This is a genomic window from Nocardia sp. CA-129566, assembly GCF_050956075.1.
Taxonomy (GTDB): Bacteria; Actinomycetota; Actinomycetes; order Mycobacteriales; family Mycobacteriaceae; genus Nocardia.
In genome coordinates, this window is record NZ_CP192085.1 from 4,244,662 (window position 1) to 4,258,769 (window position 14,108).

The window sequence follows — 14,108 nt, forward strand, 5'->3', positions numbered from 1 at the left end:
GTTGGGACCGCTACGTAACCGGTGGGCTCGGTCGAGTCAGGTGCGGGGCGGGGTGGCCGCGGTCGAGGGATGTCAGGAACGCGACGAGCAGCTCGGTGATCGCTTCAGGTTGTTCGAGTGTGCTGGTGTGGCCGCAGTTGGCCACGATCTCGAGAATGAAGTCGCTGATGTGCGCGGCGTTCGACGGGATCTGTCCGGCGGCGAATCGACCGTCGGCGGTTCCTTCGCCGGCAATGGCACTCGGCGCCGCGTGCGTGTTCCGGCGTGGCACAGCGGTTCGAAGATTTGAGGAAGGAATGGCTATCGAATGGTGCGTGACATCCGATTGATAGCGCCGTTGAGCGCGGAGGTCCGCGAGATGTGCTGGCTGAACGGTGCCACCGAGCCGGCCATCGGGCATCTATTCGTCGAACACGATGTGCACGACTTCACGGGGGTCGTTCAACCGGTATCGATCGCTGGAGCGCGCTAGCATGCTCGGTCTGGCGACGCCCTGCTTCGCAGCTTGCCGGGAGCAAGTACACAACACCAGTGGTGCGAGGCCATGTGGTGTCAAGGGGACATACGTTCGGATCGGGTGTGGCCGTGGCGAATCGGTGCGGTCGTAGCCGCAGCCCTCGTCCTGCTCCGGCATCTACCGGAAGCGGTTCAGCGACGGTGCTGCGCCCGGATTCGCTGTCCGCGACGCTGTCATGGGGAGTCGGCACCCTATCGTCGCTCGCGGCCGGAAAACTGGTGCGGCAACCCGTCATCGAGGTGGTCGAGCTGACCGCGATCGCGGCCGATCACAATATGGTGACCAGCCGATCTCAGACGTGGCCGGTACAAGACCGCTCGGAGTTCGTGGTGGTCCTCGACCGTTCAGGTCGATTCGGCGATATGGCTCAGAGCAGAGCGTATTGGGACTTCAGACTTGCTCGCGCTCTGTCGATTCTTTCGCACCACTGGTCGTGCAGTGTTCTCCAGTCTTCGGCGGCCGTGCGGATCCACTTCATTTCCAGCTCTGCCGCGGCCAAGGCGGGTTTCTCTCTTTCGAATTCGTTATCCGCGTGGGCGGCGCGGTCGACCAGTTCGCTCCAGCGATTGAAATCCTGATGTAGTGCTTCTTGGACCTTCTTGCGCATTGCAGCTCCTTCGTAGCTGTAGTGATGTTGTGAATCGGTTTCTCGGACAAGGGGATCGGGTTCCGGCAACGTGGTCGGGTAGCACGGACCCGGGAAGCAAGAGCCGCTGAGGCTCGCCGATGCAGCAGTTCTGGTGTTGTGGAAACGCTTAGCTGTTCGGCAACGCACGAAATCGCCGCTACCGTCTCGTTATTGCTGCCCGCCGCGGTGTCACAGCGGTCGATCTTCAATATGATGACGAGAGGGTGAGCCTGCAGATCGCGAGCCGGTTGTGGACTGCTGCTCGCCGATCTCATGGGCAACTCGCGGGACGTGTGATCGTTTCGACCTTGCGCCTACAGGGCTGCCGACCTTCCCGGTCGTCTTTTGATATCAGCTTGGTCACAGTTTACGCACAGTCGGTTAACTATGTATAGGGGAATGTGGGAACCGCTGCAGAAAACCGCAGGTGCACTACTGCACTGTCGCGCTTCCAGTGAGTTTGCTAGATCGAAATGGGCGCTGGCGCACGCACGCGAAATGTGGCCGTGGCCGTGGGCGGGATAGGTCCCGGGATGTGTCTGCAGGAGGCGGCCCGGATTGTCGGCGACGACTTGGGTCGCGACGGCCAGGCCGGCCGTAGACGCTCACCGCTGCCGAGCTGATCTGCCTGGTGGTGGCCCAGGTTTCCGTCCCGGTTGCAATTTCACGGTATACTGAAATATGTTTCACCAGGCTGAAACGGCATTAGCGGGCCATCATGCGCTCATGGAACAGGCAAAGGGGGACAGCGGGACATGGCAGCACGAGCAGGAAGAGGGCCGCGCGGGGAACGTGGCGCGCAGGCGGACCGCATCCTGACGGCGGCCCGCAAGTCCTTCGCTGAGCGGGGCTACAACGGGACCTCATTGCGGTCGGTGGCTCAGGCCGCCGATGTGGATCCCACCCTCGTGAACTACTACTTCGCCAATAAAACGGGACTGCTGGAGGCGGCGCTGGAACCGCCGGATGCCTTCGGGAAGGGCATTGCCGAGGCTGCCCAGGTGCCGCTGGAGGAGCGGGGGCGAGCCTTCGTGGAGGCGGCGATGCGCATGTGGGACGACCCGGCCACCTCGGAGGTCCTGCGCTCGATCATCCTCGCGGCAAGTCAGGCGCCCTTCGCCATGGAGCGCCTCCGCTCCGTCTTCTCCGCGCTCGTCTTGCAGGTCGTGTCGGCGAGTCTTCCGCACGACGAGGCCGAACTGCGCGCCGATCTGGTCTCCACGCAGATCGTGGGCCTGGCGATGACGCGCTACGTCTGGGCGATCGACCGCATCGCTGACATCCCTTCAGAGCAGGTCATCGACCTGATCGCGCCGACTGTGCAGCACTACTTAACGGGCGCCTTGGGTGGGGACATCCCTGAGAACGCCTGACTGCAAGCGACTGCCCAGGGCCGATATCGCCGGCCGGCCCGCCTTTTCCAGCGCAGCCAGCCGGTCGCCGGTACCCCAAAAGATCTTCCACCCGGTCACCAGCGGTTCGTGCAGTCTGCCCGTCCTGACCTGCGCCAGCGGCGAGGATGAGGGCGGGCGCGGCCGGTGCTCTTGGTAGACGCCCTAGCCTGCCGCTGGGGTGCCTTGCTGCTCCAGCGTGACCAACGCGTCTGGTTCGAGTTGTAGACCCACCGCGGCGAACGCGGACCGCTGGACGGGGGTCCGTCCAATGCTTCCTGCGCCCGCGCTGAATGTGGGCCCCCTGTGGCGGCGAGTTCCGGCGAACGCCTGCAGGCAGTGACTGCCCGCGGCGGCGCTCCGCCGGACCCGCCCATATTTTCACGGTCTGTGGAAATTTCCCTTGCCCGCAGCGAACCGGCGCGCGTACGGTGATGGCAGTTAATTTCCGTACATGTGTAAATGGAGTGCAATGGCGCAATTCAAGGCTGCGGGTGTGGAGTCCGGTCAGCGGCAGCTCAACGGACCTCAGACCACAGGTCGTCAGTACCAGAACCTGTCCCCGGCTCTGCACGGGACGATCCGCGAGGACAATATGCCCGTCCCGGTCCGCGACGGCACCGAGCTCTTGGCCGACATTCACCGGCCCGATGGGGAGGGCAGATTCCCCGCGCTCATCGCGGCGGCACCCTATCCCCGCCAACTTCAGGACCTTGGTGCCCCTGCGGCCATCATCGAGGCCGGTGCCAGCGACTTCTGGGCGCCGCGCGGTTACGCCCATGTCATCGCCAACCTGCGCGGCACGGTGGGCTCGGGCGGTACCTACACCTTCTTCGACGAGCAGGAGCGCAAGGACCTGTTCGACCTGATCGAGTGGGTCGCCGGGCAGCCGTGGTGCGACGGGAACGTGGGCATGATCGGCATCAGCTACTACGCCATGACCCAGATGGCGGCGGCCACCCAGCGCCCGCCTCACCTCAAGGCCCTGTTTCCCTTCAATGTCACTGTCCAGGCGTGGGGCGCCAGTTACCACAACGGCCTGTTGAACGAGGCTTTCGTCACCCCCTGGTTCCGTGCGCTGGGCGTGCTGTCCGCCCACGGCGACCGTCTCTACCGCAAGGGATTGTCCCGTCTCGTGCGCAAAGTTCTCGCCATTCCCGCCGTCCACCACGGGTTTCGCCACGCCGACGTCGCCAAGGTGCACCACGGCCTGCAGCTGGTCAGCCGATTCGGCCACGATGCCCACCCATGGGACGACCTGCTGAACGCAGTGGCCACCGAGCACCCCGTCCGGGATGCGTGGTGGGACGACCGTGACCTGACCGAATTGCTCACCCGTGTCGACATTCCCGTCTACCTCGGCGGCGAGTGGTCCAACGTTGCTCTCCATCTGCCCGGCCTCTTCAAAGCCTGGCAGGCCCTCGCCCACAACCCGCATGTGCGCATGGCCATGCTCGGGGAGCACGGCTTGCCCTGGCCATGGGAGAGCATGCACATCGAGGCCCTCGCCTGGTTCGACCACTGGCTCAAGGGGCAGGACACCGGCATTCTCGAAGGCCCCGCCATCCGCTACTGGCTGCCCGGGGCCGAACAGTGGCGCACCGCCGACTCCTGGCCCCCGCCGGCCACATACACGGCCCTGTCCCTCAACGCGGACGGCTCCCTCACGGCCGACGAGCGGCCGGGGGAGCGCAGCTACGCCACGGACGGCGCGAACGCCATGCCCGCACAGCTGAGTTGGACCAGCGATCCCCTTCCCGACGACCTCGACATGGTCGGTCATCCCGAGCTACGGCTCACCGCCACCAGCAGTGAGGCCGACACGGGATGGATCCTGCTCCTGCAAGACATCGGACCGGACGGCGAGTCCACCGACGTCACCCCGGGGTGGCTGCGCGCCAGCATGCGCCACGTCGACGAGGACGCGAGTGAGACGGGCAGGCCGGTCCTCCCGATGAGGACGCGGGATCCCATCCCGGTGGGAGAGTCGGTCGACTACCGCATCCCGCTGGTGGCCAATGCCCGCCAGTTCCGCCGCGGGCATCGCATCCGGCTGATCCTCACCAGTGACGACACCCGCAAGGACTTCCGCCCCATGATGCTGTTCAGTCACGCCCTCGTCGGCATCGGGGCCGTCAATACGGTGCACTCCAGCTCACGCCTTCTCCTTCCGATCCTGGACGGCGAATGAGAACGGGATGCCCTCCGACCGCGCCGACTCGGTCCGCTCGTCTCGATCACCCGCCTGGTGAGTCGCGGCCGGAACCGGCGTGGCCCCCTATACACCTGTTCGCCGCGGCGAACAGGCCAGGCAAGACCGTCCCAACCTCTAATTAAGGAGTGCCCTGATGACCACTACATCCACCCGCCGAACCAGCCCGAGCCTTCTCCGCTACGCATCAGCGGGCGGCGGGGCCGTCCTGGTCACCGCCCTGCTGTGGGTCGCAGCCCACAGCCTCGGCGTCGAACTTCACGTCGATACCCGCAACGGACTTCCGGCCCAGGATGTCGGCCTGCCTATCGTCGTCGGCAGTACGCTCATCGTCTCTCTGCTCGCCTCAGCGACGCGGAAGTGGCTGGATCGGTTGACCGACCGGGCCTCGACTGTCTGGATCCGACTGGCCGTCATCGTGTTGCTGGTGTCGCTCGCGCCGATGACGTACGTCGAGGCATCCGGCAGTGCCAAAGCCACGCTCGCCCTGATGCACCTGGCAGTCGCCGCCGTACTCATCCCGCTCCTGGCCCGCGGAAGCGGCGATCGGCCCGCAACGCAGTAGCACGCCAGAAACAACCAATCGGTCCGTTGAAAGTGCGGAGTCCGATCCGGCCGGCGGCCGGGAACGTCGAAGGAGCCCATGCACATGCCCAGTCGTCATGCCAACCTTGCCGCGATCGTGGTGGACTCTGCGGCGCTCCACCCCGACTGCCCCGCCGTCCGGCTACCCGGTGCCACCCTGAGGTACGCCGACGTCGACGAGGCGAGTGCCCGAGCCGCATCCCTGCGACTCCCGAGCCGCCGTCCGCGACCCCGGGCAGTTCCATCGCCAGGTGATCACCGGACAGATTCCATCGGCCAACGGCCGGATATCAGTGTGCGACAGGTGAAATACCGGGTTCTCGATCATGGCGGTCCCGAGATGTCCGCACCTGACTGCACCGAACGACCAAGGTAATGCAATGCGATGCCATGTCACAGTCCAATTCCCGGGTTGGCCGCCGATGCACTTCCACGCCGACCCCGTAGCAGCGCACACTTTTGCGAAGGCAGCGCATGAAATGGGACTGGCAACAATCCAAATCGATCAGGATATGCGTAAAGCATTGCAGCCCATGCCTTATCAGCGGCTCTGGCGATGAACAAACATGACCGATGCCGCCTGCTGCGGCATCTGATGGGCTCGGCCGGAGCCGAATCCCTTGCCGCGCACACCAGTTCGAGCTCCAGCCGAACTCGACTCGCACTCGAACACCCCACGCTGATCGCCAACCATGCCCTGGCTGGACGGGGCGATGGTTCAGCGAGCGATCGTCAGCGCTTCCGAGATCTTCAACACCCGCCTGTGCTCGTCTACGCCGCCCACTGTCGATCGCGCTTCGGTGAGCGGCTCGAATCAGAAGTTCCAGCGTCCGATTCGTGCGATGCGGCGCATTGTTCGGAATGCACCGGATCGCGAAGAGTTCGGCTCACCGGAACTCAACTGTCGCCACGCTGCACATTCTTGGGTCACGGTATGTCGCATGTCCTTTGTGAATAACAGTCCGGGATCCGGGCCCGACGTTGTCGAGGCGGCCGCGGCCCGTCTCATCCGGGCAGCCGCGAACCGGCAGCCCTGTGCGCCGGTCCGTGACCTGATCGGCAGCACCGACGTCGGCGCCGCCTATGCCGTCCAGGAGCGCCTGACCGCCGCCCGGCTCGACGTCGGCGCCACCATCGTCGGTCGGAAGATCGGTCTGACCTCACCGGCAGTCCAGGCCCAGCTCGGCGTCGACCGGCCGGACTTCGGCGTCCTCTTCGCCGACATGCACTGTTCGGAGGAGCAGGTCGTGGCGATGGACCGGCTGCTGCAGCCGAAGGTCGAGGCGGAGGTCGCCTTCGTCCTGGACAGGGACTTGGACGACGGACGGCTCGATATCGAGTCGGTACGTCGTGCGGTCGCTTACGCCGCGCCCGCCCTGGAGATCGTCGACAGCCGCATCGCCGGGTGGGACATCACTTACGGGGACACTGTCGCCGACAACGCGTCGAGCGGCTTGTTCGTGATCGGCAGTGCACGTCGCGACCTGAACGAGTTCCAACCGGTCGACGTCACCATGAGCATGCGGATCAACGGTCGTGAAGTGTCCACCGGCACCGGTTCCGCCTGCCTCGGCGATCCGCTCGAAGCCCTGCGGTGGCTCGCCCGAACCGCCCGAGAATTCGGCGATCCGCTACGGGCCGGCCAGATCATCCTCTCCGGCGCGCTGGGCCCGATGGCACCGGTAGTCGCCGGCGATCACGTCATCGCCGAGATCAGCGGCTTGGGCGTGGTCCAAGCCCGCTTCGCAGGGGACCCAACCCCCAGCAGGACCACCGACATCTACGCAGGAGAGGCAGCATGAACCACGCCGGCAAGACCAAGGTCGCCGTCATCGGGTCCGGGAATATCGGCACCGACCTGATGATCAAGGTGCTGCGGCTCTCGAAACACTTGGAGATGGGCGCCATGGTGGGCATCGACCCGCACTCCGACGGCTTGGCCCGCGCGGCCCGCTTCGGCGTACCCATCACGGCCGACGGTGTCGACGGCCTGATCGACATGGCCGGTTTCGACGATATCGAGATCATCTTCGACGCGACGTCGGCCAAGGCGCACGAGGCCAACGCGGTCGAACTGGCGCCGTACGGCAAGCGACTGATCGACCTCACCCCGGCGGCGATCGGACCATTCGTGGTGCCGGCGGTCAACATCGATGAGCACATCGACGCCGCGAACGTGAACATGGTCACCTGCGGCGGTCAGGCGACGATTCCGATCGTGGCAGCCGTCGCGCGGGTTGTGCCGGTCGCGTACGCGGAGATCGTGGCGTCCATCGCATCGAAGTCGGCAGGCCCGGGCACGCGCGCCAACATCGACGAGTTCACCGAGACCACTTCGCATGCCATCACCAGCGTCGGGGGAGCGGAGCGCGGTAAGGCCGTCATCATCCTCAACCCCGCCGAGCCCCCGTTGATCATGCGCGACACCGTCTTGTGCCTGGTGCAAGCCCCCGACCCGGCGGTCCGTGCGGAGATCACCGCATCGGTGCAGAAGATGGTCGGCGACGTGGCCGCCTATGTGCCCGGGTACCGGCTCAAGCAGGCGGTCCAGATCAGCCCGATCCCGGACGGCCAACCGGTGCACACGTTGCTGCGCGAGGGCACCGACACCGTGCCGACCCATCAGGTGTCGGTGTTCCTCGAGGTCGAGGGCGCTGCCCACTATCTGCCGGCTTACGCCGGAAACCTCGACATCATGACCTCTGCCGCCGTGCAGATGGCCGAGCGCATCGCCCAGCGGAAGGAAGAAACCCGATGACCGCCAACCTGTTCATCCAGGACGTGACGCTGCGGGACGGCATGCATGCCGTCCGGCACCGCATCACGCCGGAGAATGTCGCCGCGATCGTGGCCGCGCTCGATGCCGCCGGTGTCGACGGCATCGAGGTCGCGCACGGTGACGGCCTGGCCGGCGGCTCCCTCAACTACGGCCCCGGGTCCAACACCGACTGGGAGTGGATCGAAGCCGCCGCGGCCACTATCGAGCACGCGCGCCTGACCACGTTGTTATTACCGGGAATCGGCACCATCGCTGACCTGAAGCAGGCGTACTCCCTCGGCGTCCGCTCCGTCCGCGTGGCCACGCACTGCACCGAGGCCGACGTCTCCGCGCAGCACATCGCCACGGCCCGCGAACTCGGCATGGACGTGTCCGGCTTCCTGATGATGAGCCATATGGCCCCGGCCGACGAGCTGGCGAAGCAGGCGGCGCTCATGGAGTCCTACGGCGCACACTGCGTGTATGTGACCGACTCCGGGGGACGGCTGACAATGGACGGGGTCCGCGAGCGCGTTCGCGCGTATCGTGACGCGCTCAGCCCGACCACGGAGATCGGCATTCACGCGCACGAGAACCTGTCGCTGTCGGTTGCCAATTCCGTGGTGGCGGTCGAGGAGGGAGTGACCCGGGTCGATGCCTCGCTGGCCGGCCATGGCGCGGGCGCGGGCAACTGTCCCATCGAGCCTTTCGTCGCCGTCGCCGACCTGTACGGCTGGAAGCACGGATGTGATCTCTTCGCGCTTCAGGACGCTGCTGACGACCTCGTTCGTCCGTTGCAGGACCGGCCGGTCCGCGTGGACCGCGAGACCCTCACTCTGGGCTATGCGGGCGTCTACTCGAGTTTCCTGCGCCATGCGGAAGCCGCCTCCGAGCGATACGGCATCGACGTGCGTGACATCCTCCTCGAGGTCGGCAGGCGCGGGCTCGTCGGCGGACAGGAAGACATGATCATCGACATCGCCTTGGACCTGACGGCCGCCCAGACCGCATAGGGAAGGCTGAATGCCCAACTCGCTCACTGCCATTCGTAGGTACCGCGACCGAGTGACAGCCGCATCGAGACGCTGCCCTCGTTGAGGCGCCACTGATGAACAACGAAAGTTCGCAGACCCGCCGTGACGAAGGGATCCGCTGACGCAATGGTGGTTGCCTCGGCCTCGTCGGAGGCCCGTAAGACCGTGACGCCCGATCCCGGGCCAGCGCCGGGGCCGCTGACCAGGGGGCCCGACAGGAACACGAGGTGGCGTTGCTCGAGGTCCAGTAGCCAGGCGATGTGCGCCGGGGCGAGGGCGGCGATGGCCTCGGCGGTCGTCCCGTCTACCGGGGTCGAGGTCACCATCCAGTAGTCCCGGCCCAGGAGCCGTGAGAGATCCGGAGCGCTGTGATCGGTGGTGGGGGGCAATAAATTCATCCCAGAACTGTATGCACATTTGCCGCCAAGATCCAGAAGAACCTTGACATCAAAAGTGCATACACATTACGGTCAGAAGGAGCGAACAGGGGTGCCGCCACATGCGCGCTCCTCGGCCGAGCGGTTCGAAGCGCAGCTCATCGACCAGCACATGACCCGGCCGCCACCCAAGTAAAGGAAGGTTCACCATGCCGATCGCTGAACTCGGTCATTTCGGAGTTTTCTGCAATGACCTGGAGACCAGTACCGCGTTCTACCGCGATGTCCTCGGACTGACCGTCACCGACGAGGATCTGAATCTGGGCATGCGGTTCTTCAGCGCCCGACCGAACTTCGAGCACCACGAGTTCCAGCTCGTCGAAGGCCGGACCGTGGCGCGCGCCGACGAGGACACCAAACTCATTCAGCAGGTCTCGTTCCGGGTCAATCATCTGACCGAGCTGCTCGAGTTCCACCGCAGATTCATCGAGCACGATGTCCACTTCGACATGATCGTGACGCACGGCAACGCGTTCGGAATCTATTTCTTCGATCCCGAGGGCAACCGGTGCGAGGTGTACTGGCAGACCGGGCTGCCCGCCCGCCAGCCATTCCTGGCGGCGATCGACCTCACCGAACCGATCGAGAAGCTGCTGGCCGACAACGCGGCGCTGGTCGCTCAGTACGGGGAGACCGGCTATTTGCAGCCGGGGCTGGTGAAGAACCTGATCCCGGACGCGATCGACTCCTGACAGCGCGCGTTCGGCAAGGTTCCACAGGAGAGGAAACCCATGATCACGCTGACCGACATTGCCTACGTGCGGTCAGGAGTCGCCGATCTCAGCACCGCCGTCGACTTCGCGACGCGCATCGTCGGTCTCGAGCTCGCCAACGAGACCGAACCGGGCATCGCACACCTTCGCGCCGACTCCCGCCACCACTGTCTCGCTCTGGTCGAGGGGGTGTCGGGGGTCCTGGCCTCCGGGTTCACCGTCGCCGACTCGGATGCGCTGGCGGCGGCTGAGAGTGAGCTCGAGCGGGCTTGTTTCACGGTGCGGCGTGGGGCGAAGCAAGAGGCTCGTTCGCGGCGCGTGGCCGAGTTCATCGGCTTCGACGACCCCTTCGGCAATCGCATCGAGCTGGTCTGCCAGCAGGAGACGATCACTCGCCCGGTCGCCTTCACTCGGCCGGCCGGCATCACGGAGTTCGGGCACCTGTGCCTCGACGCCCCGGATGTGCACGAGGCCTACCGGTTCTGGAACGGGCACTTCAACGCGCGCGTGTCGGATTGGATCGGCGATGCCGCGTGCCTGATGCGGATCGATCCCGTGCACCACAAGCTCGCCGTATTCCAGGGGGAGAGCGCTGGTCTGTGCCACATGAACTTTCAGGTCGAGTCCATCGACGACGTGTTCCGTTCCTGGCACTTCCTGCAAGAGCACAATGTCCAGATCGAAATGGGCCCTGGTCGCCACCCACAGTCGACAGCGGTGTTCCTCTACTTTCTCGGCCCCGAGGGTTTCACCTACGAGTACTCGTTCGGGGTGCGTCGCATCGAGGATGAGGCGGCCTGGCGACCGCGCACATTCGATCCGGACGAACCCGGCTCGATCGACATGTGGTTGGGCCCGGTCAAGCGGGTCTCGACGCAGCGTCCGGCCCCGGTGGCCGAATCTCATTCCACCCCAACGAGGAGCTAGCAAGTGACCGTCACCAGCGATCAGCTGACCGCATCGATCCGCGAGGTCGATGGGGTGCGCACCGCCGTCATCGACACCGGGGAACCCACCGGCTCGAGCACTCAGCCGCCGCTACTGCTCCTGCACGGATCCGGTCCCGGTGTCAGCGCCGCGGCCAACTGGCGTCCCGTGCTGCCGTCGCTGTCGGCGACCCGGCGCGTCATCGCCCCCGACCAGTTGGGTTTCGGTGGCACAGCCACCGGTGAGCCGCGCACCTGGGGCCGGGAGGCGTGGACCCGGCACGCACTCGCGCTGATGGACGAACTCGGCATCGAGACCTTCGACATCATCGGCAACTCGATGGGCGGAGCAATCGCCCTTTCGCTCGCGGCCGAGCGCCCGCACGCCATTCGTCGCCTCGTCCTCATGGGCTCGATGGGCGTCGCGATGGCGCTACCGCAAGGGCTCGATACGGTCTGGAGCTATCGGCCGGGAATGGAGAATATGCGCGAGATCATCGGGCTGTTCGCCTACAACCGGGGGCTGATCACCGACCAACTGGTCGAGATGCGATACGAGGCAAGTGTCGAGCCCACGGTCGCGAAATCCTGGGAAGCGATGTTCCCCGAACCGCGCCAACGCTGGGTCGATGACCTGGCCCTGTCCGGAGCCGAGTTGACCCAGGTGGCGCAGCCGACCCTCATGATCCATGGGCGGGACGACCGGGTCGTGCCGTGGAAGGAATCCTCGGGGGCGTTGCTGGAACTCCTTCCGGACGTCCGGCTGCACCTGCTGGGCAACTGCGGCCACTGGACCATGATCGAGAAGACCGCCGAGTTCCTCGGCGTCGTGGAACCGTTCCTGTCCCAGGCCTGACCTGGCTGAGCCCCCGCGCTCGCGGGGGCCTTCGATCATTCACCCGCTTCTTCGGATCTTCCACCGTGGCGGCCGACGGCGTGCGCATGGTGCGACCGGACACCATCGCCGGGCACTCGTTGCGCAGTCCCGTATCGAGCGTGATCTCACGGCTGGGCAGGAATTTCGGATTCGGGTGGCCGATGCTCCGCGGCCGGGTGGGCAGGCTATTCGGTCCCGAAGACCGCCGAAACGGACTTGGCTTTCTGAGGGGAAGTCACTGAAGAAAAAGGAGTACCGATGTTGAGCACCATGCAGGACGAGCCGTTGTCGTTGGCGACGTTGCTGCGCTATGCATCGACGTTCTTGGGCGATTCGACCGTATCGACCTGGACCGGCACCGGCGTACGCACCATGACCTACCGTGAGCTGGGCGCGGAATCGGCGCGTCTAGCAAATGCGTTGCGCGGCTTGGGAATTGGTGTCGGTGATCGCGTCGGCACCTTCATGTGGAACAACAACGAGCATATGGTCGCCTATATCGCGGTGCCCGCGATGGGGGCGGTGCTGCACGCGCTGAACATCCGGTTGTTCCCCGACCAGGTCGCTTTCGTGGCCAACCACGCCGAGGATCAGGTGGTGATCGTCGACGGCTCGCTGCTGCCGATGTTCGCCCAGTACCTGCCCAATCTGAAGACCGTCCGCCACGTCATCGTGGCCAATGGCGATGCCGCCGCACTGACCGCGCCCGAGGGGGTGCGGGTGCATTCCTACACCGAACTGCTCGCCGCGCAGCCCGACACCTACGACTATCCGGTGATCGACGAGCGCTGCGCCGCGGCGATGTGTTACACCTCCGGCACCACTGGTGATCCGAAGGGTGTGGTGTACTCGCACCGCTCCAACTGGCTGCACGCCATGCAGGTCAGCGCGAACAACGGTATGGGCCTGTTCGAAACCGATACCATCTTGGCCATCGTGCCGCTGTTCCACGCGAATGCGTGGGGTCTGCCGTATGCGGCGTTGATGTCGGGTGCGAATCTGTTGATGCCGGACCGGTTCCTGCAGCCGGGTCCGTTGCTCGAGTGCATGGCCGCGCAGAAGCCGTCCTTCGCTGCCGCGGTGCCGACGATCTGGGGTGGGGTGTTGGCGGGGTTGGCGGCGAATCCGCAGGACATCACGCATTTGCGTGCGGTGGTGGTGGGTGGTTCGGCTGTTCCGCCGTCGATGATGCGCACCTTCGAGGACGCCCACGGTGTGCGGGTGCTGCACGCGTGGGGCATGACCGAGACCTCGCCGTTGGGTAGCGTCGCGCATCCGCCCGCGACCGCGGTCACCGAGGAAGACAAGTGGGCCTACCGGGTGACCCAGGGGCGTTTCCCGGCCGGTGTGCGGGCGCGTCTGGTCGCCGACGACGGCGCTGTGGTGGCCAACGACGGTGTGTCGCTGGGTGAGCTGGAGGTGCGTGGCGCGTGGATCACCGGTTCCTATTACTCCCCGGACGGGGCGGCGGTGGATCCGGAGAAGTTCGATGACGGGTGGCTGCGTACCGGCGATGTCGGCAAGATCAGCTCCGACGGTTATCTCACCCTGGTCGATCGTTCCAAGGATGTGATCAAGTCCGGTGGTGAATGGATCTCCTCGGTGGATCTGGAGAACGCGGTGATAGGTCATCCGGCCGTGGCCGAGGCCGCGGTCATCGGTGTGCCCGATGAGAAGTGGGACGAGCGCCCGCTGGTGGCGATCGTGCTCGCCGACGGTGCCGAGACCAAACCCGAAGAGCTGCGTGAATTCCTGGCCGACAAGTTCGCGAAATGGCAACTGCCGGAACGGTGGACCTTCATCGCGGAGGTCCCCAAGACCAGCGTCGGCAAGTTCGACAAGAAGCGCCTGCGCAGCCGGTACGCCGACGGAGACCTGGACGTCACCACGCTCGACTGAGCCCGTCTTCCTGGTGACCGCCCCACGTCACTACTCCACCATCGGCAGTGGTGGCGTGGGGTGATCCGCTGCCGCCGCGCGGTCAGACGTACCGTTTGCGGGATTGGATGGCGTTTCGCCAGGTCGCGCCA

The 14,108-nt window shown here is 65.5% G+C and carries 13 protein-coding genes; 10 read left to right on the plus strand and 3 right to left on the minus strand.

Annotated elements, in window-relative coordinates; all coding sequences use genetic code 11:
* Positions 1-10: 10 nt before the first annotated feature.
* Entirely contained in the window at positions 11-271 is a 261-nt protein-coding gene (locus tag ACQP0C_RS18185) for a hypothetical protein (protein ID WP_433734066.1), read from the minus strand.
* A gap of 613 nt (positions 272-884) precedes the next feature.
* Entirely contained in the window at positions 885-1,124 is a 240-nt protein-coding gene (locus tag ACQP0C_RS18190) for a hypothetical protein (RefSeq protein ID WP_433734067.1), read from the minus strand.
* 776 nt (positions 1,125-1,900) lie between these two features.
* Between ACQP0C_RS18190 and ACQP0C_RS18195 the strand changes: the two genes are divergently transcribed.
* The 6 genes from ACQP0C_RS18195 (at position 1,901) to dmpG (ending at position 9,104) form a co-directional block, all read left to right on the plus strand.
* Complete coding sequence (locus tag ACQP0C_RS18195; RefSeq protein ID WP_433734068.1) at positions 1,901-2,518, plus strand: TetR family transcriptional regulator; 618 nt, start codon at positions 1,901-1,903, stop codon at positions 2,516-2,518.
* A 490-nt stretch (positions 2,519-3,008) separates the two neighbouring features.
* Positions 3,009-4,727, plus strand: a complete 1,719-nt coding sequence (locus ACQP0C_RS18200; RefSeq protein ID WP_433734069.1) for a CocE/NonD family hydrolase — start codon at positions 3,009-3,011, stop codon at positions 4,725-4,727.
* A 157-nt stretch (positions 4,728-4,884) separates the two neighbouring features.
* The gene (locus tag ACQP0C_RS18205; protein ID WP_433734070.1) at positions 4,885-5,313 is read left to right on the plus strand and encodes a DUF6069 family protein; all 429 of its coding nucleotides are present in this window, start codon (positions 4,885-4,887) and stop codon (positions 5,311-5,313) included.
* A gap of 961 nt (positions 5,314-6,274) precedes the next feature.
* Positions 6,275-7,135, plus strand: coding sequence for a 2-keto-4-pentenoate hydratase (locus tag ACQP0C_RS18210; protein ID WP_433734071.1), 861 nt, complete (start codon positions 6,275-6,277; stop codon positions 7,133-7,135).
* Complete coding sequence (locus ACQP0C_RS18215) at positions 7,132-8,091, plus strand: acetaldehyde dehydrogenase (acetylating) (RefSeq protein ID WP_433734072.1); 960 nt, start codon at positions 7,132-7,134, stop codon at positions 8,089-8,091. Before ACQP0C_RS18210 ends, ACQP0C_RS18215 begins: the two co-directional genes overlap by 4 nt.
* Positions 8,088-9,104, plus strand: coding sequence for a 4-hydroxy-2-oxovalerate aldolase (dmpG, locus tag ACQP0C_RS18220; protein ID WP_433734073.1), 1,017 nt, complete (start codon positions 8,088-8,090; stop codon positions 9,102-9,104). Before ACQP0C_RS18215 ends, dmpG begins: the two co-directional genes overlap by 4 nt.
* A 23-nt stretch (positions 9,105-9,127) precedes the next feature.
* On the opposite strand, the gene ACQP0C_RS18225 is transcribed toward dmpG, so the two are convergent.
* Entirely contained in the window at positions 9,128-9,523 is a 396-nt protein-coding gene (locus tag ACQP0C_RS18225) for a YciI family protein (protein WP_433734074.1), read from the minus strand.
* A 188-nt stretch (positions 9,524-9,711) separates the two neighbouring features.
* Here ACQP0C_RS18225 and ACQP0C_RS18230 point away from each other — a divergent pair, with 188 nt between their 5' ends.
* The 4 genes from ACQP0C_RS18230 to ACQP0C_RS18245 all read left to right on the plus strand — a co-directional run bounded on the left by ACQP0C_RS18230 (position 9,712) and on the right by ACQP0C_RS18245 (position 13,977).
* Complete coding sequence (locus ACQP0C_RS18230) at positions 9,712-10,254, plus strand: VOC family protein (protein WP_433734075.1); 543 nt, start codon at positions 9,712-9,714, stop codon at positions 10,252-10,254.
* A 39-nt stretch (positions 10,255-10,293) separates the two neighbouring features.
* Positions 10,294-11,202, plus strand: coding sequence for a VOC family protein (locus ACQP0C_RS18235; protein ID WP_433734076.1), 909 nt, complete (start codon positions 10,294-10,296; stop codon positions 11,200-11,202).
* Positions 11,203-11,205: 3 nt separating this feature from the next.
* On the plus strand, positions 11,206-12,057 hold the full coding sequence (locus tag ACQP0C_RS18240; RefSeq protein WP_433734077.1) for an alpha/beta fold hydrolase: 852 nt from the start codon (positions 11,206-11,208) through the stop codon (positions 12,055-12,057).
* A 279-nt stretch (positions 12,058-12,336) separates the two neighbouring features.
* The gene (locus ACQP0C_RS18245; protein ID WP_433734078.1) at positions 12,337-13,977 is read left to right on the plus strand and encodes a long-chain fatty acid--CoA ligase; all 1,641 of its coding nucleotides are present in this window, start codon (positions 12,337-12,339) and stop codon (positions 13,975-13,977) included.
* The last annotated feature ends 131 nt before the right edge of the window (positions 13,978-14,108 follow it).